Source organism: Paenibacillus sp. J22P15, from assembly GCF_056269345.1.
In genome coordinates this window covers 239,939-263,284 of sequence record NZ_JBWDNT010000001.1, presented here as the reverse complement: position 1 = coordinate 263,284, position 23,346 = coordinate 239,939, and the positions used below count along the sequence as shown (strand labels likewise).

Sequence of the window (23,346 nt, the reverse complement as noted above, 5' to 3'; positions counted from 1 at the left end):
TTTTCAATTGATAAGGTTCTATATAATCGATTAAGCCAGTTTCTACTATTCCTTCCCTCCGCTAACTTTAAACACCCTAGCTGCTGATTTAGCCACTCCGAACTGGAGACGATAAATGACGACTACAGCAACGATCAACAAACTCAAAACTACAAAGATGTTACTGTACACATTCGCAGACTCATTCGTTACAACTGGATTTAAATGAAAAGAAGCTGAACCCTTATCGAGCAATTTTCCAATGACACTCATCGCAATCGCACCTGAAATAAAATTGATCATAGATAATAACCCCATCCCGACTCCCGTCTCTTCTTTCGACAGCGTCCGTGATACCGTATTTGACATCGCAATCTGCATGAAGGTCTGTCCTACATTACCCGCAATGAGGATAATTGCTATCACGTAAGGTGATACTCCGATAAAGGTTGATAACAGTACAAAACACGCAAAAATCAATATCGTTGCAATAGAAACAAGAACATAGTTGCCGCATTCATCCGCTAACTTGCCGCCTTTGCGTCCGAAGATAGCGGAAGCAATCGCAGCCGGAAACAGTACGAAACCAATGTTTCCTGAGGACAAGTTGTTTACAGCCGTTAAAAATTGCGGCGTCATAAACGTCATGCTGAAGCTCATGGATGTCGTTATAAAAGCTAAAACTAAACCAATTGAGAAGTTTTTATTACGAAATAGGCCTGGTTGAATAAATGGTATTGCCGTGGTCCTAATTCTTACTATAAAGAGAACGAGCAGCACAACCCCAACGATGAAGAGCAGCCCGCTCCCTTGCGTAATCGCTAGCAAGAAGAGTGCAACTGCAGCCGCTAACAAGCCACCGCCAATAAAATCGATACTCCCCGCCGTTCCCTTCGTGTTATCTAAATATTTGCGGAAGAAAGGAAGCGTTAGCAGCGGCAGTAAGGAAATGACAAACAAAAGCCTCCAGCTTCCAACACTAGTAATTAACCCTGCAACAACCGGCCCCAAAGCACTTCCCAGCGCAAGTCCAATTGCTGACGTCCCGAGCGCCCGTCCCCTCTTTTCAGGTGAGAAATATCGGATCGGTATAATCATTGCCGTAGCAGGAAGTACCGCCGCACCCGCCGCCTGCAGCACTCGGCCGAGAATGATCATCCAGTACTCAGAGGCTAGCAAGCCGAGGACTGACCCGAGAGCGAAGACGATAAGTCCATACGTGAGCAAGTCCTTCAAACGATATTTGTCTGCCAGCTTCCCAAATACAACCGCACCAATAGCGTAGACGACCATATACCCCGTCATAATCCAACTGACTTGTGAAGGTACAAGATCGAACTCTTGACCGATTGCCGGAAGAGCAACGTTAAACATCGTACCGTTCATTACTGAAAATATTAATGTTACAACAAGCACTCGCAGCAGCTTATCTCCATTTTTGAATTCTGAACTATTCATGCCTATCCCTCCATTAGGTGAACTAATAATCCATCCTATAATAATTTAGTGAGCTTACTCACTATATTATAATACTGAGGATACACACTATTATTTAGAGTGTCAAGATAGGAATGGATCGAGATCATTTGCAACTTGAATACAATCAGCTAGAATAGGGAATAACCGCTAGATACTATCGTTTGAATCGATCAAGGAGGGCATTATGTTTACACATTCGGAAAATCCAGCAGCCATAGATATCTTTCACGTATTAATGAGGGCAACACATTATATCCAAAGAGAATTTGAATCTCAGCTATCCGCTCTTCATATGCCTTATCAAATTACTGGTCCCAGGCTGCGTCTTCTATCTGTCGTTTCCAAAGCAGGACAAATTCGCATGAATGAGCTGGCATCTGAATTAGGAATAAAAGCACGTACTGTTACCGATTTTGTCGATGCGCTGGAACGAGAAGGTTTGCTGATCCGAATCCCCGATCCAACCGATCGACGGGCAACACTTATCCAGCTTACAGAACTTGCTCAAACGCATATAAGCGAAGTGTTAGCTTTCCAAGCTGAAATTGCAGAAAATTTATTGGGTAACTTTTCAAATGAACAGCGCCAGCAGTTTTTTGACCTCTTATTGCTTCTTATTGAAAACAAGGATATGTCTGATCCGTCCGCATCTATTTTAAAATAACGCGTTCGCTGCTATCTTTGAATAATCTCCTCATTTCCGTTGCAATCGGAGCACCGCTTACGCGAATGATATTTATATAATGTCTCTATGACAAACACCCAATCATCAAGGCGTTTTGACGCATAACCTACAGAGTACTCAATACAGAAGGAGGTGCTATGAAAAATGTCCGGTCACGTTGGCGGTGCTTTCACAAACACTGGTACGATCCTGGTCCTTTTCATTTTGTTGGTCATTATCGCTTGTACTTGCGGTGTTTTCGGCAAGGGTTATTAATAGCCCCTGCAATAAAATAACGCTTGAACATTAAAATTTCTATACTTCCTTCATACACTTCTACAGAAGGCCCATTCTATGGGTCTTCTCTCTTTTTACCAACCTTTATCTATTGAAAACCGTATAGTATGATAGTTGCAAATGACTAGAAATGGAGACACAAATACATCATGAGATCATTGTTAGCCGCATTACTCACTCTTTTGCTTTTGCTTACTGGCTGCGGAAACTTACTCGTTCAATCGGACTCAAATCTTAACGCCTCATCTTCAGATTACGGGATGACCATCCAATTGCCGAATGATCGTTATCCGGAGACGATGGCGCATATTACAGCTGCTATTCGTGCAGGAGCATCTGCTGTTTGTACGATTGATCGAGATGGCGCTGATGCTAACCGACAAGCTTCCTTGAGCGGTGTTCCGACAAAAAAAGGGTTTGATCGAGATGAATGGCCTATGGCTATGTGTAAAGAAGGCGGTGAAGGCGCGGATATTGCTTACGTCTCGCCTAAGGATAATCGCGGAGCAGGTTCGTGGATTGGAAATCTTCTGACGGATTTAAAGGACGGCACAAAGGTATTATTCGTTATTGATGAAACAGCGGAACAGCCTCCAGCAAAAGAAGAACCAGTGTATTATGCCAACTGTGCAGCCGTTAGAGAGGCAGGAGCAGCTCCATTACATAAAGGCGACCCTGGCTATCAGCTAAAACTTGACCGAGATAAAGATGGGATAGCCTGCAGCTAGCCCATCTCCAATTTACTTAGCGTTGTAAAGCATTTTCCAGATGTCTGTTCAAGAGATGGATTTCTGCTTGTTCGGTTTAACCGTCAGCAAGGCTAATATGGAACAAAGCAAGGCAAATCCAGCAAACATATAGAACATGAAAGCTTCATTTTTTAGAAGCAGCGACGCGATCAGCGGACCCGCAGCTACACCTATAAATCGAGTACTGCTATACAGCGAGGTAATCGTTCCTCGCTGTTTCTTCTCGATGCCTTCTGTAATTAATGCGTCTAAGCTTGGCAAAGCTAACCCGATTCCAGCACCGCTAATAAACATAAAGGTAATCAGAAAAAAGAGCCCCTTCGTATTCATAATTCCACATACGAGCATCATCCCGGCTAACACCGCTGTACCTATGACAATAAGCCACTTCATTCTCGCTTTATTTTCGCCAACGACTTTCCCAGTAATAAATGATGCCAGGCAAATGGCACTTAAAGGAATGGCAAGCAGTAATCCCTTCCAAATCCCATCTATATGGTAGTGATCCTCTAACACCGACGACAAGTAATACAAAAATCCGAACATAATGAACATGCCGATACCGCCTATTGCAAACGTTGCATAAAGCCAATGCCCCTCCTCTGCAAGTATCAATTTGATAGAGTGAACAAACGTTTTAAGATTGTTCTCCTCTTTTGATATTTTTTTCTGTTTAGGAACTTTAACAAGGAATATAACCCCAAGGATCGAAATCAAGGATATAAATGGAATAACGGCAAGCGGAAGAAACCATACAACAAGTGCAAGTGCCGAGCCTAATATAGGACTGAGCACTTTGCCAAATGTATTTGAGGTTTCGATCATTCCGAGACCTCTGCTGACCTCCTCCTCGCTCTCGAACATATCGCCTACTAAAGGCAGGACGATTGGAAATGCCCCCGCTGCGCCAATACCTTGAATCAATCGACCTGCTAAGATGACTGCATACACATGGGAATCCATTAACCAAGCAGCTAAACCTGATATCAAACCTCCGATAGCCGCGATCGACAATCCGATAATAATAACTATTTTCCGACCAAATCGATCTGACAAATAGCCCGCAATAGGAATACAGATAATCGAGACCGCTGCATATACCGTAATGATCAAGCTTGACTGTACAGAAGAGATATTTATTTTTTTCTGCATTAATGGCAGTACAGGAATCAACATCGAGTTAGCCAGGGTCATAATTAATGGTATAGATGCTAACGCTGCTAAATCCCACTTTTTTTCCACAAATGCACTCCTTTTTTATGATAAGACGCCTGACGACCATTCTGACATTCATTCATCAACCTATCTATACAAAGTTTTTAAGGGCTCCTCTGCAGGACCTTCGACGACATCACCGTTAATCGCAAATCTAGACCCGTGGCAAGGACAATCCCATGTCCGATCACCGTTGTTCCATTCCACTTCGCAGCCCATATGCGTGCAGGTAGTATCTACAAGAAATAGCTTTCCATCTGAGTCCTTGTAGGCACCGGCTCTTTTACCATGAAGCTGAACGACACTGCCTTCGTCCGGTGCCAAATCCTCGAGACGTTTTCGAAACATTTCGAGTTTGCCAGCAATGAGATGCTTCGCCACATCCGCATTATCAACGACAAGATTTTTGATCGTCCCAAACGACATCGAACGTGACGGAGCATATAGTCGCTCATACTCGTTATCCCTCTTTAAGATTAAATCTCTAATGAGCATAGCGGCTGCGGTGCCATTGGTCATTCCCCATTTCCGATAGCCTGTTGCGATATAAACATTCGTAGAGGACTCCGTTATACGACCGATATACGGAATTTTATCACCTGTAACCAGATCTTGTGCAGACCAACGATAAGCAATCTTGCTCACTCGAAAATGCTGTTCGGAGTACCTCTTCAGCTCCTCATAGTGATTAATCGTGCAGATCCCCTGACCAGTCTTATGGCTTTGGCCGCCAATAAGTAATAATCGGGTACCATCTCCTGTCTCTGCAAATCGTATAGACCGCTTTGGGTCCTCTGCACTTATATACATGCCGCCTTCCATTTCATCCTCAACATGAAGGCCAAGCACATAGGATCGATCTGCATGCATTCTTGCGAAATAAAAGCCATGCCCGTCAAAAAACGGAAAGTGAGTACAGGAAACGACATGCTTGCATTTGATTCGGTGTCCACCGCTTGTTATCACTTCCGGCAAAGGACCCGTCTCTACATCAATTGCTGTTGTATTCTCATAAATCGTTCCACCTGCTTCAACGAACCTCCGCACAAGCTCATATAAATATTGCAATGGATGAAATTGTGCCTGATTTTGCATAATGACCACTGCTTTAACAGGTATTTGAAGTGGAATATGATCAGAGTACGCACCGGATATACCTAGTGTAGAGTAAGCGGACATCTCCTTCTCAAGCTTTTTTATGTATGTATCCGAGTCTGTGTACACATATGCGTCCTGCATCGAAAATCCACAATCGATTTTATACTGCTTAATCGTTTCCTTAATAAATTGAAGAGCATCAACGTTCGCCTTGTAATATAATGAGGCCTTCTCTATTCCAGCATCTCGTATAAGCTCGTCATAGATTAAATCGTGCTGGGCGGTTATTTTTGCAGTCGTATTCGCAGTTGTCCCATTAAGGAGCTGACCTGCTTCAACGAGGACAACTTTCAATCCCTCCTGTGCAAGTAAATACGCAGCTGTGATACCAGAAATACCTCCACCTACAACGACAACATCGGTTTCAATGCTCTGCTCAAGTTTGGCGTAGACTTGATGCTCATTCGTTGATTTTGACCAATAGGACTCAGGAAATTTAGGCATGTCATGTCCTTCTGTCATTACTCTCACCTCCTCGAATTAATGCACCTTAATTTGTACCATTACAACTTCTTTCATTCTCAGCATACGGAAAGCCTAAACTAACCGATTTGCTTGAAATTCCACATATTGAAGTCCTTACACTTATGATAATTAGCATAAGCACCTAACAATTGGACAGTGTATACAGGAGAATGATGATAAAGGAGGCGCTTAGCATTGGAAAGCTCATTCGAACTTTCACATGTGCCGATAACGACTTCTGCTAGTGGGAATGGACTAGCTTATCGGCCTGATGTTTATTGTTACACTGTTCAAATATCAAATGTATGCTTTATTGGTGACCCAAAGAAGCCGCAAGACGGCTGGGTTCTCATCGATGCAGGCATGCCTAGATCAGCGAAAAAAATCATTAAAGAAGCTGAAGAGCGCTTTGAATCTGGTCCCACAGCTATTCTTTTAACACACGGTCACTTTGATCACGTTGGTGCCATTATTGAATTAATAGAGCATTGGAATGTTCCTGTTTATGCGCATAAGCTGGAGCTGCCCTATTTAACAGGCGAGTCCGATTACCCCCCAGCAGATCCAACCGTACATGGCGGTCTCATATCAGAGATGTCTCCGTTCTTTCCCCATGACGGTATTAATCTCGACGATCGGGTGCATCCGCTTCCACCTGACGGAAGTGTGCCAGGATTGCCGGGTTGGAAATATGTTCACACACCGGGACATACACCAGGACATACCTCCTATTTCCGCCCAGAGGACGGTACTTTGATTGCCGGTGATGCTTTTACTACCGTCAAGCAGGAATCTCTATACAAAGTCATAACACAGGAGCAGGAAATCAGCGGCCCGCCACAATATTTCACGACGGATTGGAAAGCTGCTGAGAAATCCGTAAAGAAGCTTGAAGGCCTAGATCCTACTTTGGCAATTACAGGCCATGGGGAGCCTATGTTCGGAGAAACGCTGAAGGATAATCTCACGCTACTAACGAACAAATTCAAAGAGATCGCAGTACCGAAGCATGGACGTTTCCTCACGAACTAGACATTAACGCCTAGCTTGTCAGACATTACCAACCCCTTTTTGTAAACAATCCGACAAAGTTTTTTAATATTGCGTTAAGGTTCATTTTCTATACTTAGAGACATCAACCCCACTGTTGATATATAGTTCTAGGACGCCGGCCCGCAGAGATGCGGGCCATTTTTTTTTTGAAACCATACCACCCATAAAAACGTTAGAACCGAATATACTCTCAAGAAGTGGCTGCTTACGAAGAAGGTTTTGTCTCGTGCAAAACCGAAGCTTAGGAGGCGATTAACGATGGAAACATTCGGCAGAGGCTGTCTTTACATTATTATTGGTGTCATGATCGTGATGGCGCTGGCTTTTATTGTTGGTGGTACAATTACAATTCCTTGGTACATTCTTATTCCCCTTATCATACTTGCCTTTTGGGCTGCATCCAAAAAAGGCAAATGACCCGTTCACCCTACAATATACTTTTGAAATGCGCCACTAAGAAAGCCAGCGATTATCCGCTGGCTTTCGCTTTTTCTGTGAGTGATGATCGTCGCTCCGTTCACCTTTCAAGCTATTCTCTGCTACGCCAGCAATATGACTCTTGCAGCCGGTTCCCATGTGGCAGTTAATCCGAACTCTGCTGCCAGAGCTCTAATTTGAACATAGCCTTTTGCTTCGGACAAAATGGATTCGAGCTCTTTACCGTTTACGGTAACCTTCGTGCCCGTCCAATCAATCTTCGCTCCCAGCGCTTCGCCAAGCAGTCTTGCCGGCACCCAAGTGACTCCTTTAAATAAGTAACCGTCTGAAATAACCAATCCCTTGTACAAAACAACGATGAGCTCCGCATCCTTCAGCTTCTCCGGCTTCGGCAGCGGTAAACTGGCTAATGCGTCATATTTCTTCAACCCATACTGCTGAATAATGGTTTTTAATTTGGCTGGATAAGCCGGATCTGTCGCATAGCCGCAAGCTAACAGCATATCTGCTTGTCGTTCTGGCGTTGGCGCGCTCCGAACTCGTTCATAACGAGCGGTCGCCAGCAGTAAATCCAAATCTTTATAAAAATGATACACGCTCTCATAGGCTCGGAAAGCAGCGCGTCTGTTTTCACTTCGCCCATCGATGACCTCCCATGTCCCTTTGACGACAGCTTCTCCGTGCCAAAAAGCATTCGTCTGCCCGCTCCCAACCTTAATTCCACCTAAGTTGTACCATGGGTGAATGACGCCACCAGTTTCGAGTACATTTTGCGCTAATCGAACGGAAGGAAACATTTTAGATCCTTCACGCTTAACTCTTATGACCGTTGGTGCTAATTGCTCAATAAATTGTCGCCTTGTAAGCTGCGCCATTGTCTGACTCCTTCCTGCCGTCCTATGTGAGCTGCAATGTCTAACCCTGTCCTTATCTTTGTATGCAGCGAGAGCGCCAATGGCAATGGACAATATGGCATGAAAGGTTGTCTCTACTAACAAGAGCCGCCCTGTCAGAAAAATTTTTCTGATAGAGCGGCTCTTAGCTTTAGTTTTATACTATACATCCTATTCTATTTAATTCCGTAAAAACGGCGTGTATTCGCAAGCAATATTTCCGCGGCCTGCTCGGCCTTTAGCTTCTTGATAGCCGCAATATGTACTGCTACATCAGCAGCCATTGCCGGCCGCGTCGGTTGACCCGCATACGTCCCCTCGAACGGCCACGGACCATCCGTCTCGACCATGAGCAGCTCCATCGGATACTGCTCTACAAGCTGCTGAATCTCAGCTTCATAGGCAACGTCAGGCGTAACTGATACCATATAGCCGCCGGCAGCCATGCGGCGTATGACCTCGGAACTGCCTTTGAACCAATGAAAGTGCGCTCTGCGAACGCCATACCGCTCCAAAATGTCGCATGCTTTGTCGGCGTCTTCATACACCGCATGCAGCACAAGCGGACGATCCAGCTCTACGGCTAGCGCAGCGAAGCGTTCCAGCAGCTCCAAGTATGGTTTTTCATCGAAAACCACGCCCTCCTCAGCTTCCATCGCTTCTGTCCGCGTGTAATAAGGAAGCCCTACTTCCCCTATAGCAAACGACTCACCCGCTTCATGACGCGCGCGAATCCATTCAAACAGCTTGTCGATCTCCGCATCAGCCGGTATAGGCTGCTCTGGATGAAAGCCGTAAGCAGGATACACTTTTCCCGCATACTGAAGCGCAATTTCACGATTCACAATTGATGACTCCAAATGCATGGAAACTGCAACCACAGCTGCAACTCCTTCTGCAAAGGCGTGCTCCAGCAGCTCTTCCCGCAATTCTGACGCATACAGGTCAATATGAAGATGTGCATCTATACAAGCTTCAGCTTGGAGGGGTGACACATTAGAAAGCTGCCGCTCACGCTGTTCACTGCCTATTTCCCTCGTCATCTATTTATCCCCTTCGTTGGCACCTGTCTTAAGCAGGTCATAAATGTTCTGCTTCATGGCATAGAACCGCGGGTCCGTCCACAACGATTCATGACGCGGACGCTCGAAAGGCACCTGAAATTCCTCCAGCACTACAGCTGGCGATGCAGACAGTACGATAATCCGGTCTGATAAAAACAAGGCTTCCTCAATGCTGTGCGTAACGAGCAGAACGGATCTGCGATTTTGCTCCCAAATCGACATAAGCCACTGCTGCATTTGCTGCCGCGTCAAAGCATCCAGTGCGCCAAACGGTTCATCGAGCAGCATGAGCCGCTGCGGTGCAAGCAGCGCACGAAGGAAAGAAACCCGCTGCTGCATCCCTCCTGACAGCACATGTGGATAACAATCCGCATACTCCTGCAGTCCGATTCTCTCCAGCCATTCGCTCGTTTTCTCCTTCGCGAGCTTTCGATCCACACCTGAGATGGTAAGCGATAACTCAATATTGCCTGCGACGGTTTGCCATGGGAGCAGCGATGATTGCTGCGGCATATATGAAATATGCCCGCGTTCGCCCGTCGTTTGCTTGCCATTAATCCAAATCTCGCCTTCCGACGGACGCTCCAAGCCGCCGATAATTTGAAACAAAGTTGTCTTCCCGCTCCCAGAGGGTCCTACGATCGATACAAATTCTCCATCCGCTATCGAGAAGGATAAGCCTCCAAGCACCTCTTTGCTCGTGAGTCCTTTGCCAAACTGCTTCCGAATATTTTTCGCATGCAGCGTGGCAAGCTCATATTCACTTTGCTTGCTCATCCTCTAGTTCACCTCTTTCTCAGGGCGCCAACGAATGACGAGGCGCTCCGCTAAGGTGATTAGCCCGAATAACGTCAAGCTGATCGCAACGATAATAATAACTGCTGCAAACACACGATCAGGCATAAACCCTTTGAACGAGATGATCATAAATGCTCCAAGCCCTTTGTTCGTACCTATCCATTCGGCTACAACTGCACTGAGCACGCTGTAGGACGCCGCAATTTTTAAACCAGAAAATAAATGAACAATCGCGTGTGGAAGCTCTAATCGCCAAAAAAGCTGCCATTTGTTAATGCCGATCATTTGTAAATAATTACGAAGCTGTGCATCGGTGTTCATAAGTCCGCTCAGCATGGCAACCGTAATCGGGAAGAAACACACCATCATAACAAGCAGCACTTTGGGCAGCATTCCATAGCCCAGCAGCATCGTCAAGATAGGAGCGATCGCAATGATGGGTACGTTTTGCGACAGCACGAGCAACGGGTATACTGCCGATCGAACGCCGGGGATTAAATGCAGCAAAGCGGCGAGCACAAAGCCCACCGCCGATCCTCCCACAAAGCCGAGCAGCATGATTTTCATCGTAGCTCCCGTATGCATCATTAACCTTGGCCAAATAGCGATGGCCTCCTGCACGATTGATATAGGTGATGGAAACATCCATTCTTCAAACAATCCAAGTGATGCAGCTGCCTGCCAGCCGGCGAGCAGCGTGATCATCAGCGCTGCTGGGGGCCATATTTTTGACCAAATCGACTTTTTATTGCCCATCTGGATATTTCTCCAGCAGCCTGCCCATCGAAGCACCCTTTGCTGGATTGTAATAAATTTTAACCTGTGAAATAACGGACGGGCAGCCCATCTCTGCCATTTCCTCGCTCATCGATTGCACTACGCTAAGCAGGTGGCTAAGCTCACCCTCCATTGTCGTTTCAAGCGGCGCTACTCGGTAAGGCACTCCCGCTGCTTTAATAATTTCAATTGCACGATCTACGTAAGGAAGGACGCTTTCGCCGCCTGGCGTTGTCGGTAAAATTTGAATGCTTACTAATGCGTTTGCCATCTGATTTCCTTCTCTCTCATCGTTGTAAGTGAAAGCGGACTATGTCCGCTTTCCTGTCGTTGACCATTATCTTATTCAGGCAGAAACTCATTCGTAAACGCCTTCTCCGCTTCAAGCTCCTTCTCGAGCAGCTTGTGCTCAAACATCCACTCCGCGTAGTTTTCCCATACGCTTAGCTTCTGTTCACCCCAGCGCGGCGCGTCATCTTGATATTTCGAGCTTAACCATTTTTGGCTGGCACGCACAAGCTCTGCATTCAAGTCGGGCTCTGCTTTGATTAAAATTTCTGCCGCATCCTCTGGATTACTGATCGCATACTGGTAGCCTTTTGACACGGCAGCAGTAAACGCTTTGACCACATCCGGTTTATCCTTGATCATCGTTTCATTTGTTACAATCACGGGCGTATAGTAATCCAGTTTGTCGCTATAATCAGTCAAATAAACCATATTAATCTTTTCACCGCGCAGCTCTGCTTCCACACCTGTCCACGCATAATAGATCCATGCAAAATCGATATCCCGCTTAACCGCTGTAAAAAAGTCGCTTTCGCCGATGCTCATGATGTTTACTTTGCTTACATCCGCACCCTTCTCCTGCATTAGCGATTGAATAACCGCCTCCTCGACAGGAGCGCCCCAGCCGCCGTAGGTTTTGCCTTCGAATTTCTCAGGTGAATCGATTCCCTTTGCGAGCGGAGATGCGAAGCCTGAAGTATTGTGCTGAATGACAGCGGCGATCGATACGAGCGGCACGCCCGCAATTCTAGCCATCGTAATCGATTCCTGATAGCTCACGCCAAACTGTACATTGCCCGAGGCTACCATTTGATCAGCTCCGCTTTGACCCGGTTGAATAATTTCAACGTCAAGACCTTGCTCCTTAAAAAAACCTTTATCTCTAGCCACATATAGTCCGGTATGATTTGTATTCGGTGTCCAGTCTAGTACTACCTGCACCTTCTCAAGCGGCTTGTCCGCTGATCCCTCTTGCTCTTTCGGCTTCTCGCCGTTGTTATTGGCACCACAACCTGCCAGCGCCAATACGAACACAAGCATCGCTGCCACCAATCTCCACGACATTTGCCCTGCTTTTTTCTGATTCATGATGTTTTTGTTCCCCTCTCCATGCTTCGATTCAATTAAGACGTCTCCTCGTAGTATCCGGTCCCCTGGCTGCATCATTCCAATTGCAACAAAAAAAGCGTCCCCCTAATCCGGAGGACGCCATATCATCGGCTTTGCAGCTATTTATCCCAGCACATGCTTGGTCTCTGCGACCGTGCCTGCCTAATAAACAGAGCTTCTGTCCCTACGCTGGCATTATCCAGATCAGGTTTAACGGGTCGGAATTGTGTAGATAATCCCCTCTCAGCCGGCCTAACCAGCTCCCCGGAACATATTCGGTTTCGTCAATACCATTCATTGTATAGCAAAACCCGCATTTAATGCCAGCTTTTTTTGAAAATGATTATCATCAAGCCATAATCCCTCTCGTCTTTCGGCATACGGCTACCACATACATCGGCTCTACACTTTTCAGCTCATGAAGCCCGCCTCGCCCGTACCACGAGTTTCCTTATCATCCTCCTGAACCGCAGCAGGAGCAACGCGTCCATAGACAAGCAAATAAGCGGCTGTCAGTTCATTCACAATATCACTTGATGTTACTTGCTCAAGCAAGTGAATATAATCGAGCTGCTCCTGCGGCTTATTCTCTGCGCGCGTAACCTTCACATAAGAAAAACCTGCCTGTACATACAACTGACCCACCTGCTGTGCTGTGTACTGAATCGCCGCTTGACGCTGCGCCTTCACATTCGAAGGATCTAAGTACTGCCGAATATTCTCGAAATAAAATCGATTGGCAAAACACCCGATGAGCCAGCCGCCCGGCTTTAAAAGACTAACAAGCCGCTTCATCGTTTGCGGCGTTCCATAAGCGTGGGCATCCCCGATCATGATTCCGTCCAAACCTTCTGCAGGCAATATCCAATCCTCCGGCTCTCTCGAGCGGAACACCGTAATTCCCGAGGCCTCTGCAACTCTTGCCGCCATCTCGTTGCCCTCGACACCGTACCATTTTGCAGTTGGAAATTGCTTCTTCACATGTAGAATCGTCGCTCCGCAGCCGCAGCCAATTTCCAGAATTGAGCATTCCTCGCGCTTGTATTCATGAGATTCCCGCTCAATAACCGTACTGAAATCCATGCGTATATATGTCGCTTCGCCGGGGTGAAAACCCCATTTAACCATAAAAACGTTCGTATTGTTATTGAAAGTTTGCAGATATAACTCCGGCTCAGAGTTAAAGGAGACGCTGCCATAGTGGTGAATAAACGTATCCCCGCATAACATCAGCTTGTATCCTGCCAGCCTCAGCCGCAGTCCATAGTCATCATCTTCAAAGCTGCCGATGCCAAAGCACTCATCAAGCGGTCCGACCTGCTCCCATGCCTCTCTCCGCAGCAGCAAGCAGTAGCCCACGAGCTTCACACGTTCTTCCCACTTCGTTCTGTCAGGAATCGCGTGCAGCGCGGAAGCGAACAGCTCCATTTCCTCTATCGTCTTATATGTGACCGGAATTGTCGTCCAGTAGGATGCCGAATTCGTTACAGGACTGACCGCTCCGATTCGTTCATCACTGAATATGCAGCGTGTAAGTCCGTCAAGCCAGCCTGGCGTTACAATTGTATCGTTATTTAGCAGCAGAAGAAGATCACCTGAAGCCGCAGCCAGACCTTGGTTGCAGCCTTTAGGAAACCCGTTGTTGCAGCCATTGTCAATGACTAGGATGCCGCCTTCGTTTTTTGCCCACGCCACCGTATCATCCGTCGAACCATTATCTACAATAATCAGCTCATAGCTGCCTCGCTGCGTATGACGCCGAATGCTCTCCACACATTGTTTTGTGAACTCGATCTTATTGTAGGTAACGAGAATAATGCTTGTCATACCCCTATTGGAATCGCTCACGCATATCCCCCTCAAGCAAGCGTAAAAATCTGTACCCATAAAATATGTCGATACAGCCGCTTCGGTGAGAAATGTGTTCCAACTTTATCATGCTGCCTTTTTATATTTCTTTCGTATTCCGACGATAAGCATAAGCAGCGGCAGTACGATTTGGAAAAATGGAACAATCTTCAGCGAAATCTCAAATCCGACCCAAATGTGATACGTATTGTTCGTTTCCAAAAACGAAGCTGCATAGATGAAGATACCTACCGGTACCACACAGTAACGATAAGCGAAACCACTTACCGCACTCAATGTGAATACCGATGCCATGTACAGCGCGGTCAATTTCACGTAGAGACCGATAAATAGAAGCAGTGTTACAATCACATCTAGCCGCTCCAGAAAGTTTGCCAACCGAATCAGCTGCACCACCTCCAACAATGGCAGTGCTGTAAGACCCGCTAAATCTGGCCCTAATACACATATCGTGATCGCATTCATGAGGATAAGAAAAACCGATACTAGAATAAAAGCCCGATACGAGACTCGTCCGATCATTTTTTTCTCGCTGACATGCTTCCAGAAAACGAGAAAAACAACCATTTGCCCGAAAGGAAAACCGAGCAAGTCCGGAAATGCCGCCTTCACGACAGGACCGATCCCATTCTCCAAAATCGGCAGCAAATGTGTTATTTTCGGTAATCCAGTTATGAATACAAGCAATATTATTAAACAATATCCAATAACTGTAATCGGAAATAACAGCTGCACTACACGGACAAATACCTCTAGACCCTTGTTTACGGTGTAAGCTGCAACGATGAGGATAAGCAGCATAATAATCCACTTCGGGGTTAAGATAAGCAAGCCCTTTGTCGTAATCTCACCTACATCCCTCACATTTCGCATCGATTCGTAAGCGAACCACAAAGCATGGAGAAGCCCGACACAGCCGCCGATCCACCGTCCAAAATGTATCTTGTAAAGCTCAGCCAGTTCCGAATCAGGAGCGCGCTTTTGTATACGGACATACATGCTTGTAAGCAGCAGGCCGGCAACCGCAGCGATCGCCATTGATAGCCATGCGTCCTGCTTCGCTTTAGTGCCAAGCTCGAACAACGGCGTACTTCCGATCAAAAAAACGATAATCAATATAGAAATCTGTTTTTTTCCGATCTGCTGCATACGGTCTCCTTTCTGCTTATGAGCGGCCTTTCTCCTGTACCTTTTTAAAGCCGCTTTCGCTCGAACCTGTTGAACTGAGCTTCACCTTTACCGACAGCTTTACTTCTATGCTTGGAAATAGCTCCGTCCACTGATCTGCCACCTCCGACCACTGCTTGGGATATCTTTGGTGGATCAATGTTCCAAAGCCCATTACATCTGCCTTATGTTTACGAGCAGCCTTCCACCCTTTCTCCATAATGGAAGCAAGCTCGCCTTCAATAAGCCGCTCAACCTTCTCCACCTGCTTCGGATTGGTGAGATCATCTTGGCAGCTATACTCGAGCAGCGTGCCCGCAGCGCTCGCATTCACATGCATAATCCAATTGCCGCTTGCCGATTCAGGTCGCAGCTTGGTCTTCGCCTGCGTAATTCGAATCGACGAGTTCTTCAGTCCATTCCCATCCTCTGAGCATGCAAAAGGGATCGTCGTTCTCTTCACATGGTTCGTGAGCCACATGATGCCTCGGCTCTCCTCATCATTAACCCAACCTACCAGCTTATCGCCTACAATCAGCCCCAAATCAAATAGTCTTAATTTGGAGGGCGTATTGGTGCGGGTCAGCTTCTCAGCTCGATCCATGCTCTCGCTCGTTCCCGCCATGGTAAGACCCGGTATGCTGGTGGCATGTGTTGTGCCGAGCAAATCCAGCATCACATCATGGATCGTCATTTGCCGAAAAATAGAACTGTTCTTCTCTTCATTGATGATCATACGATGAATGGCTGCGCCAGGAATTTTCTCAAGCGGGATCAACTGTTCCAGCATTCGGCGCGCGTTGCCTCTCGTCAAATAGACGCTCACCGTCTCGCGGGAATCATGATTTCGCAAATATACGTCGAGAAATGAACTTAGCCCTTTACGTGCTGCCTCCTGACCGATAATGACAATTTGATTGTGTGAGAAGTAAAGGCGCCGCGACATCTCCTGACTCGCCTTGTTGACCGCGCTCCGGGTACTCTCGCCTTTTGTTGAGAAGACATTCACCGCCGCCGTATTGCTTGCAGCACTTTGGCTGGAAATTGCTTGTGGAATGACCACCTGATACGATATCACCCAATTTCCGTCCTTCCAATCTAGCCCGGTTGCGGAAATAATGGCAATATCGTTTAGCTCTACCCGATTCCAGCAGCCAGCAGTCAGCAGGCATACGAGCAGCGGGAGCAGAAGCCTCCATTTGTTCATGGCCGTTCCTCCCTTTCGTTACGGCTTATCGGAATGACGCTGTGCCATCGGTTTTTTTCCGTTTGGCCGCCGCTTGGGGTTGCGCAGATTCAAATCAAGAGGCCGAAGCACAATTGCCCACCATGGCAGCCTTACGAACACGTCTTTCCAAAACCCTTGCTTTGATGGAGTTGGTGCAACCGGCGACATGTACGGCACTCCGAAGGAGCGCAGCGACACTAAATGGATCAGCATAAACAGCGCCGATATGAAAATACCGAAAAACCCAAAAATACCAGCCATAATCATAAAGAAGAACCGAATAATGCGAGAAGTTGCGGCCATATTGAATTCCGGCATAACAAAATTAGATATCGCTGTGAAAGAGACAACGATAACCATCCCGGCGGATACAATGCCTGCCTGTACCGCGCTCTGTCCTAATACGAGAGCACCGACGATGGATATAGCAGGCCCAATCGCCCGCGGCATTCGCAGGCCCGCCTCACGAAGCACCTCGAACGTGATTTCCATGAGAAGTGCCTCGACTAGACCTGGAAACGGAATGCCCTCGCGCTGAGCTGCCAGACTGATAAGCAGCGTAGTCGGCAGCATCTCCTGATGAAAGGTAGTTACTGCGATATATAAGGCAGGAAGGAGAATCGAAACCACGTAGGCACCATATCGAATCATCCGGACGAACGAGGCAATATCGAACCTCTGATAATAATCCTCCGGTGATTTGAAAAAGGTAAAAAACGTAGTTGGAGCGAGCAACGCCATTGGCGATCCGTCGACCAGCACCGCCACTCTTCCGTCGAGCAGTGCTGCTGCGACCGAATCCGGCCTCTCAGAATTCGAGAGCGTTGGAAATAGTGTGAATGTCTCATCTTGAATAAACTCTTCTACGTATCCGCTCTCAAGCACACCGTCTATTTCGATAGCCGCCAGTCTTCGGTAAACCTCTTTAATGATTCCTTCATCCGCTACTCCGTGCAAAAACATGACAGCCACATTAGTATGCGTTTGCTCACCGATCTTGTGCACCTGCACATGAAGGTCAGAAGAACGAATAATGCGACGAACCAAACTGATATTCGTTTGAATATTTTCCACAAAGGCATGCTGCGGGCCCCGAATGACAGTCTGGGTCTGCGGAATTGTGACGCTGCGCTGCTCCCCGCCGTTCACATCCGCAGTCAACACCTCCGTGCTGCCGTCCGCTATAATTACGCATAACCCGTCCGTCATATATTGGAGAGCTTCTTCCAAAGTGACTACGCTCTTCACCGATCCGATTGAAACGACGCAGTTGCGCAGCGCCTCCAGCAGCTTGCCTCCCTTCACCTGCACATGCTGCGGCAGCTTCATCGACATTAATGGCTCCATAACACTCTTGTTAATGGTCTCCGAGTTTACGATTCCATCCACATAAAGAATGGCAATCTCACGCTCTGGAGCCGCGTCGCTGCGAAACATTCGGATTACGATATCTGTGCTGCCTCCAAAACAATCGCCAATCGTTTTGACATTTGCATGCAGCGACGAACTGAACGGTGTTAGCCTACCTGCGTTTTGTTTGTTCATAACGGCACCCTTCATTTCCATGTTGCTTCTATTTTGGCGCATTATGGATGTAAATATGTACGTTCTTATCGTTAACCAAACCTTGTAAATAATAACCACAAAAAACCTATAGCATAAGAACGTTTGTTCTGTATATAATAAGAACAAACGTTCTTGTTATGGAGGAATGCATCATGACATTGGAAAAATGGTTCAGCGCAATCGGTTGTGTCGTTGATGTGATTTATATGAGTAAGAAGGGGAAATTTACGAAACGAAGAATTCGCGTCATATCGGTAAGAGATGGTTACATCAGAGCCTTTTGCACAGACTCTGGCGCACAACGCGTCTTTCTCGCAGCCAATGTATTAGCCGCAGAGCTGGTGAGCCAACATGTCTCTTAATAAAGTAATCATGCTTGCGGATTGCCAATCGTTTTATGCGTCAGTGGAGAAGGCGGAGCGACCCGAATATCGCGATTTGCCTGTCGTTGTTGCCGGCGATCCCGAACGTCGCTCAGGCATTATTCTTGCCGCCTGCCCTATCGCCAAAGGCTTCGGCGTAACGACGGCGGAGCGTCTTGGCGACTCGCTTGCGAAATGCCCGAATTTAGTCATTCTGAAACCGCGAATGCAGCTGTATATCAATGTTTCCATGATGATTACGAACATTTATCAGTCGTATACCGATCTTGTCGAGCCTTATTCGATCGATGAGCAGTTTCTTGATGTGACAGGCTCGCTGCATCTGTACGGATCACCCGATGAGCTGGCTAGCCATATCCAAACTCGCATTGAAGCGGAGCTTGGAGTGTACACCCGCTTTGGCATTGCGGAAAATAAAATTTTGGCGAAGACAGCCTGTGATAATTATGCCAAGAAAAACGCTACGGGCATGTTTACCCTCTCCAAAGATAATCTTCAAGATACGCTTTGGACCTTGCCCGTCTCCAAAATGTTCATGGTCGGCAGTCGAATGACGAGACATTTCCAATCGATGGGACTTGAGACCATCGGCCAAATAGCGGCAACGCCGCTTGAGAAGCTAAAGCTGATGATGCGCCGCAAATTCGGCAAAAATTCTGATATTAATGCGGAGCTGTACTGGAACATTGCTAGCGGAATTGACAACAGTCCCGTTACGCCGGGCACGCATCAGGTCGCTCCAAAGGCTGTGGGACATATGATGACGCTGCCTCGCGATTATTGGAAGCTGGAGGAGATTAAGGTGGTGCTGCTTGAGTTAACAGAGCTCGTTTGCCAGCGCTGCCGAGGCAAAGGGTATATGGGGCATGTCGTTTCGGTCGGGTTAATGGGAGCCGACTACGACCGGCCAACCGGTTTTAGCCGCCAAATGAAAATGGACGATCCAACGAACGTCACCAATCAGGTTTATCGCGCCGCGGTCCAGCTGATGCTGAGGCATTGGGACGGATATCCAGTGAGGAAGGTCGGGGTCAGCCTTTCGCAATTTTCGCAGGATGACGAGTACCAGCTCTCGCTGTTTGACCCTCACCGCGAGAAGACGATGGCACTTGAGCGGGCGACGGACGCCTTGAAACGGAAATATGGGGATGCCGCTATTCTCAGAGCGGTATCCATTACGGACGCTGGGCAAGCGCAGCACCGCTCTGAGAAGATTGGAGGACATTACAAATGAGAAAGAAACTTGAAGGTAACGGGCTTTGGGAGTCGAGCCGTATGATGCTGCCTGAGCATAAGGTCGCGATCAATGAGCATGAGAAGGCGCTCAGGAAGCGAGAACGCGTGGAGCTTGACGAGCAGGAATGGGAACATGTTGCCCGCTCCGTGACGGACTCACTGCACCAGCGGCAGTCCATCACGCTGCGTCTATTCCATCCCCTTGAGAAATTGACCGTCATCGGGATTGTAGACCGGATAGACCAGCTGAAGGGCCGCTTTATGGTCGATGGGGAATGGTTCTTTATCCGAGATATTGAGGGTGCTGCGACCGAGGAATAAGGAGACGCTTAGATTTGCGTATCTATTATCTATCCCATGAAGCACCGTGTTTCTTTGTCCTTCCGATTCAAATTGCTTGATCTTTTGTTAAGCCTGAATCAAGTCTCTTCCCTTTACAAACAAAAATGAGGATGTCCCTAAAGTAGTGGTAACTGATGATTCCGTGCTTTAAAGGCACATTGGCGGAATAGGCAGCATGATAGATCTAGTTTCTAGATCTATTTGTGTAGAATTGGTCGTTTTCAGGGAAATAAGTCTAGTTTCTAGACTTATTTCTGATAATCCGGCGCTTTAGAGGCACATTGGCGAAATAGGCAGCATAATAGATCTAATTTCTAGATCTATTTGTGTAGAATGGTCGTTTTCAGGGAAATAAGTCTAGTTTCTAGACTTATTTCTGATAATCCGGCGCTCTAGAGGCGATTGGCGGAATAGGCAGCATATAGATCTAGTTTTGTTCTGAATAGAAAGGGGCTATCCCATCGTCATCTTTAATGACTTTTGGGACAGCCCCATTTACATAAAATAGTTGTCAACTTTAATTTTGTTATAAATTGATTTTATTTCATGAATCAACCCGTTTCCCGAATCGAAACAGGTATAGCGACTACATTTATTGACCGCGCTGTACTGCAAGTACTGCTAGTTCAATCTTGTTTAGCATCAGCCCGTATTCGTTCGTGATTTCAAAAAACTGCGGCAACGGCAGCTTCTGAAAATAAGGTGCAATGTCCGCAACAGCTTTAAACCAATCGCCCGCTTCCGGGGATTCAATGGGCTGATCGTTCCACGCAGTACTAAGCTCCGGGCTGTACAACGGCTCGGCCCCGGGCTTTAGACGCCCGCCTAGCAGTCGCTCCTTGTATACGCTCTGCGGCTGCTGTTGACGAACGCGTGTGAACATATGCGGCGCATAATCTGCACGCGAGCCTGTATGCTTGACTGCCCCGGCGAAGGATCTAGCTCCTTCAAAAACACGTGGTACGCCAAATAACATCGCATATAGACGTTTCCCGAACTCTATTCTCTCCTGCACATTTTCGAAACGCTCCAAAATAAGACCAGAGAGCCGCAGCGTAAATCCGCCCTCCCCTTTGCCTTCGCCATTCCCATATGGGAAAATAACACCATTCAGCTGAAGCAGCGACTGCAGTCCGAAAAATAAAGTATGAAGCACTTTCTCCCGGAAAAACGGGTGCTGCACAACACGCCGCTCTATATAGTGCTGCTCATTAACGATTAACGCTATCGTCAACGGCACCGCATCGCGATCACGCCAAAACTGCTTCCATACCGGTGTCATAAATGCCGAAACCTCAAATGCAGGCAGCAGATGGAATAAGCTTCTACCCTCGCGCCGACTCCATTCGTACAATAACAGCTGAGGATAAGCATCTTGAAAAATCAGTGCATTCGCCTGCTCTAGAAACCGGAACACCGCCTTTCGCTGGTCAGCGTTCAGCAGCCAAGGGAGCCACTCTCCTTGCAAATCAGTCATATTCCAACCGCCATTTCGAGACACCATATGAGCAAGCAGCGCCCAATGCAGCTCAGGTGTGCGGAAGTACAGGATACGATATGCCTCCGTCCGCGTCACATTATTCCGATTGGCAGCAGCAGTCTCTGTACGAATCCGTTCAATGAGTGCCAGTTCCTCCTCATTCCAAGGCACTTCGCTTCCAGTATCAGGAAATTCGAAATGTTTCGACCATGCATATTTCAATCTACCAACGGAGGAAGAGGAGAGCTGCAGCGGGACCGCCTCTGCAATCATCGAATTCGCTGCACTCATTGCCCCCCATTTGCCCACAGCGTAGTCAAGCGCCGCGCTAGGAAGCGCGAGCAGCTGCCTCAGCCAGTAGACAAATGAACGGCGATATGTTCTTTCCTCATACTTTTTGTCCATTGTCAGTGCTCCTCATATAACGTCATTGACTATGTAGAACATGCTGCTTTAACACTGCCTCTATAAGATTCAGTATCAGCCACTGCGCAGTTCGTCATACCGTGTATGCAACATATGCTGTTATGTTGTTCACGATGTATAATAAGAGCAAACAAAAGATAAGGAGACGAGAGTCATGTGTGGAAGGTATACGCTTACCGTTACGTTGGAAGAGTTGATGGTTAGGTATATGATTGAAGAAACGACGGTGCCATTTCACCGCCCGAAATATAATATAGCTCCGAGCCAGCAGGTGCTGACGATCATTAACGATGGGCATGTCAACCGATTAGGAGAGCTGAAATGGGGACTCGTGCCGCCATGGGCAGATGATCCGAAAATTGGCTTTCAGATGCTGAATGCACGCTCAGAGACAGCAGCGAGCAAGCCTGCCTTCAAGGCGCCGCTGCAGCGCAAACGCTGCCTCATCCCCGCCGATGGTTTCTATGAGTGGAAAGCAACTGCACATGGCAAGCAGCCGATGCGGTTTGTCCTTAAAAACCGTGCTTTATTCAGCATGGCCGGTCTGTATGAGACATGGATTTCACCAGAAGGAACCAAAGTAAATAGCTGCACCATTTTGACAACGACGCCAAACGAGCTTGTCGCACCCATTCATGATCGGATGCCAGTCATTTTGCGCCCCGAGGCTGAGCAGCTATGGCTAAATCGTGCCGTCACAGATGTTCATGCGATTACTCCGCTCCTTAAGCCGTACGCGTCGCATGAGCTCGAAGCCTATCCCGTCAGCCTGGCAGTCGGAAGCGTTCGCAACGACGAGCCCTCTTTAATTAATCCTATACATGTGGACGAGCAGCTCGAGCTATGGTAGCAGCAATGCGAGAAAGACCCAGCATCCGCTGTAAACAAAAAAAAAATCGCTGACCTCAAGCGGTCAGCGAAACATTCCCCACAGCTTCAACAAATGAAACGTGTTGTTCGGGTCGATTTTTTGCCCCATTACGAAGGCAACGACCTGGTCTTCCTGCGTATCTGTAAGCTGCTCCTGCAAGATCACGGCAGCTGCTTTCACAAGCCTTCTTACCTTTGGCCGATCCTGCAAATCATACTTTGTCACATTTCCAAGCAGCAGCTTGATACGTTCCTTCACAGCAGGGTTTTTCATTTTGTATTTAACACGCTCGACTAGCTGAGGTTTAATCCCATAGTTTTGGTAGCTCAATCCCTGACACCTCCATCCGGC

24 protein-coding genes, 1 pseudogene and 1 riboswitch are annotated in these 23,346 nt (G+C 47.2%); of the genes and pseudogenes, 10 read left to right on the top strand and 15 right to left on the bottom strand.

Annotated features, from left to right (window positions below):
• Positions 1–45: 45 nt before the first annotated feature.
• Positions 46–1,437 carry an MFS transporter gene (locus AC0YN6_RS01230; RefSeq protein ID WP_475744527.1) on the bottom strand — a complete coding sequence of 464 codons (1,392 nt, stop codon included), beginning with the start codon at positions 1,435–1,437 and terminating at the stop codon, positions 46–48.
• Between the two features lie 205 nt (positions 1,438–1,642).
• Between AC0YN6_RS01230 and AC0YN6_RS01225 the strand changes: the two genes are divergently transcribed.
• The 4 genes and pseudogenes from AC0YN6_RS01225 to AC0YN6_RS01210 all read left to right on the top strand — a co-directional run bounded on the left by AC0YN6_RS01225 (position 1,643) and on the right by AC0YN6_RS01210 (position 3,147).
• Positions 1,643–2,122, top strand: coding sequence for a MarR family winged helix-turn-helix transcriptional regulator (locus AC0YN6_RS01225; RefSeq protein ID WP_475744526.1), 480 nt, complete (start codon positions 1,643–1,645; stop codon positions 2,120–2,122).
• Positions 2,123–2,287: 165 nt separating this feature from the next.
• Positions 2,288–2,398 carry a YjcZ family sporulation protein gene (locus AC0YN6_RS01220; protein WP_475744525.1) on the top strand — a complete coding sequence of 37 codons (111 nt, stop codon included), beginning with the start codon at positions 2,288–2,290 and terminating at the stop codon, positions 2,396–2,398.
• A gap of 170 nt (positions 2,399–2,568) precedes the next feature.
• Positions 2,569–2,991 (top strand): annotated as a pseudogene (locus AC0YN6_RS01215) (NucA/NucB deoxyribonuclease domain-containing protein); the annotation flags it as partial.
• A gap of 39 nt (positions 2,992–3,030) precedes the next feature.
• The gene (locus AC0YN6_RS01210) at positions 3,031–3,147 is read left to right on the top strand and encodes an excalibur calcium-binding domain-containing protein (RefSeq protein WP_475745498.1); all 117 of its coding nucleotides are present in this window, start codon (positions 3,031–3,033) and stop codon (positions 3,145–3,147) included.
• A gap of 48 nt (positions 3,148–3,195) precedes the next feature.
• Here the strand turns inward: AC0YN6_RS01210 and AC0YN6_RS01205 are convergent, their stop codons facing one another.
• Together AC0YN6_RS01205 and AC0YN6_RS01200 are read right to left on the bottom strand one after the other, a co-directional pair.
• Positions 3,196–4,410 carry an MFS transporter gene (locus tag AC0YN6_RS01205; RefSeq protein ID WP_475744524.1) on the bottom strand — a complete coding sequence of 405 codons (1,215 nt, stop codon included), beginning with the start codon at positions 4,408–4,410 and terminating at the stop codon, positions 3,196–3,198.
• 60 nt (positions 4,411–4,470) lie between these two features.
• The gene (locus AC0YN6_RS01200) at positions 4,471–6,003 is read right to left on the bottom strand and encodes an FAD-dependent oxidoreductase (protein ID WP_475744523.1); all 1,533 of its coding nucleotides are present in this window, start codon (positions 6,001–6,003) and stop codon (positions 4,471–4,473) included.
• 198 nt (positions 6,004–6,201) lie between these two features.
• Between AC0YN6_RS01200 and AC0YN6_RS01195 the strand changes: the two genes are divergently transcribed.
• Positions 6,202–7,038, top strand: coding sequence for an MBL fold metallo-hydrolase (locus tag AC0YN6_RS01195; RefSeq protein WP_475744522.1), 837 nt, complete (start codon positions 6,202–6,204; stop codon positions 7,036–7,038).
• 279 nt (positions 7,039–7,317) lie between these two features.
• Positions 7,318–7,476, top strand: coding sequence for a hypothetical protein (locus AC0YN6_RS01190; RefSeq protein WP_475744520.1), 159 nt, complete (start codon positions 7,318–7,320; stop codon positions 7,474–7,476).
• A 122-nt stretch (positions 7,477–7,598) separates the two neighbouring features.
• Here the strand turns inward: AC0YN6_RS01190 and AC0YN6_RS01185 are convergent, their stop codons facing one another.
• From AC0YN6_RS01185 to AC0YN6_RS01140, 10 genes are all read right to left on the bottom strand, one after another.
• A complete protein-coding gene (locus tag AC0YN6_RS01185; protein WP_475744518.1) occupies positions 7,599–8,372 on the bottom strand; it encodes a glucosaminidase domain-containing protein in 774 nt (257 codons plus the stop codon).
• A gap of 194 nt (positions 8,373–8,566) precedes the next feature.
• Positions 8,567–9,433: a TatD family hydrolase gene (locus AC0YN6_RS01180; protein ID WP_475744517.1), complete on the bottom strand. Its 867-nt coding sequence runs from the start codon at positions 9,431–9,433 to the stop codon at positions 8,567–8,569.
• Positions 9,434–10,231 carry an ABC transporter ATP-binding protein gene (locus AC0YN6_RS01175; protein WP_475744516.1) on the bottom strand — a complete coding sequence of 266 codons (798 nt, stop codon included), beginning with the start codon at positions 10,229–10,231 and terminating at the stop codon, positions 9,434–9,436.
• Positions 10,232–10,234: 3 nt separating this feature from the next.
• Entirely contained in the window at positions 10,235–11,008 is a 774-nt protein-coding gene (locus AC0YN6_RS01170) for an ABC transporter permease (protein ID WP_475744515.1), read from the bottom strand.
• Positions 10,998–11,300, bottom strand: coding sequence for a thiamine-binding protein (locus AC0YN6_RS01165; protein WP_475744514.1), 303 nt, complete (start codon positions 11,298–11,300; stop codon positions 10,998–11,000). Before AC0YN6_RS01165 ends, AC0YN6_RS01170 begins: the two co-directional genes overlap by 11 nt.
• A 71-nt stretch (positions 11,301–11,371) precedes the next feature.
• Positions 11,372–12,406, bottom strand: coding sequence for an ABC transporter substrate-binding protein (locus AC0YN6_RS01160; protein ID WP_475744512.1), 1,035 nt, complete (start codon positions 12,404–12,406; stop codon positions 11,372–11,374).
• A gap of 185 nt (positions 12,407–12,591) precedes the next feature.
• Positions 12,592–12,704: riboswitch (TPP riboswitch) on the bottom strand.
• A 134-nt stretch (positions 12,705–12,838) separates the two neighbouring features.
• Entirely contained in the window at positions 12,839–14,275 is a 1,437-nt protein-coding gene (locus tag AC0YN6_RS01155; RefSeq protein WP_475744511.1) for a glycosyltransferase, read from the bottom strand.
• Between the two features lie 87 nt (positions 14,276–14,362).
• Positions 14,363–15,445 (bottom strand): GerAB/ArcD/ProY family transporter, encoded by a 1,083-nt coding sequence (locus tag AC0YN6_RS01150; RefSeq protein ID WP_475744509.1) that lies wholly within the window; start codon positions 15,443–15,445, stop codon positions 14,363–14,365.
• A 16-nt stretch (positions 15,446–15,461) separates the two neighbouring features.
• Positions 15,462–16,670 carry a Ger(x)C family spore germination protein gene (locus AC0YN6_RS01145; RefSeq protein WP_475744508.1) on the bottom strand — a complete coding sequence of 403 codons (1,209 nt, stop codon included), beginning with the start codon at positions 16,668–16,670 and terminating at the stop codon, positions 15,462–15,464.
• An 18-nt stretch (positions 16,671–16,688) separates the two neighbouring features.
• A complete protein-coding gene (locus AC0YN6_RS01140; RefSeq protein WP_475744507.1) occupies positions 16,689–18,236 on the bottom strand; it encodes a spore germination protein in 1,548 nt (515 codons plus the stop codon).
• Between the two features lie 173 nt (positions 18,237–18,409).
• Between AC0YN6_RS01140 and AC0YN6_RS01135 the strand changes: the two genes are divergently transcribed.
• From AC0YN6_RS01135 to AC0YN6_RS01125, 3 genes are read left to right on the top strand one after another with little or no spacing between them, the layout of a single operon-like run.
• Positions 18,410–18,619, top strand: a complete 210-nt coding sequence (locus AC0YN6_RS01135) for a hypothetical protein (protein ID WP_475744506.1) — start codon at positions 18,410–18,412, stop codon at positions 18,617–18,619.
• A complete protein-coding gene (locus AC0YN6_RS01130; protein WP_475744504.1) occupies positions 18,609–19,874 on the top strand; it encodes a DNA polymerase IV in 1,266 nt (421 codons plus the stop codon). Before AC0YN6_RS01135 ends, AC0YN6_RS01130 begins: the two co-directional genes overlap by 11 nt.
• Positions 19,871–20,197: a YolD-like family protein gene (locus tag AC0YN6_RS01125; RefSeq protein WP_475744503.1), complete on the top strand. Its 327-nt coding sequence runs from the start codon at positions 19,871–19,873 to the stop codon at positions 20,195–20,197. Before AC0YN6_RS01130 ends, AC0YN6_RS01125 begins: the two co-directional genes overlap by 4 nt.
• Before the next feature lie 613 nt (positions 20,198–20,810).
• On the opposite strand, the gene AC0YN6_RS01120 is transcribed toward AC0YN6_RS01125, so the two are convergent.
• Positions 20,811–22,103, bottom strand: coding sequence for a DUF2515 domain-containing protein (locus AC0YN6_RS01120; protein WP_475744501.1), 1,293 nt, complete (start codon positions 22,101–22,103; stop codon positions 20,811–20,813).
• 175 nt (positions 22,104–22,278) lie between these two features.
• Here AC0YN6_RS01120 and AC0YN6_RS01115 point away from each other — a divergent pair, with 175 nt between their 5' ends.
• Positions 22,279–22,974, top strand: a complete 696-nt coding sequence (locus AC0YN6_RS01115; RefSeq protein WP_475744500.1) for an SOS response-associated peptidase — start codon at positions 22,279–22,281, stop codon at positions 22,972–22,974.
• 63 nt (positions 22,975–23,037) lie between these two features.
• On the opposite strand, the gene AC0YN6_RS01110 is transcribed toward AC0YN6_RS01115, so the two are convergent.
• Positions 23,038–23,325 (bottom strand): stage VI sporulation protein F, encoded by a 288-nt coding sequence (locus tag AC0YN6_RS01110; RefSeq protein WP_475744499.1) that lies wholly within the window; start codon positions 23,323–23,325, stop codon positions 23,038–23,040.
• Positions 23,326–23,346 lie beyond the last annotated feature (21 nt).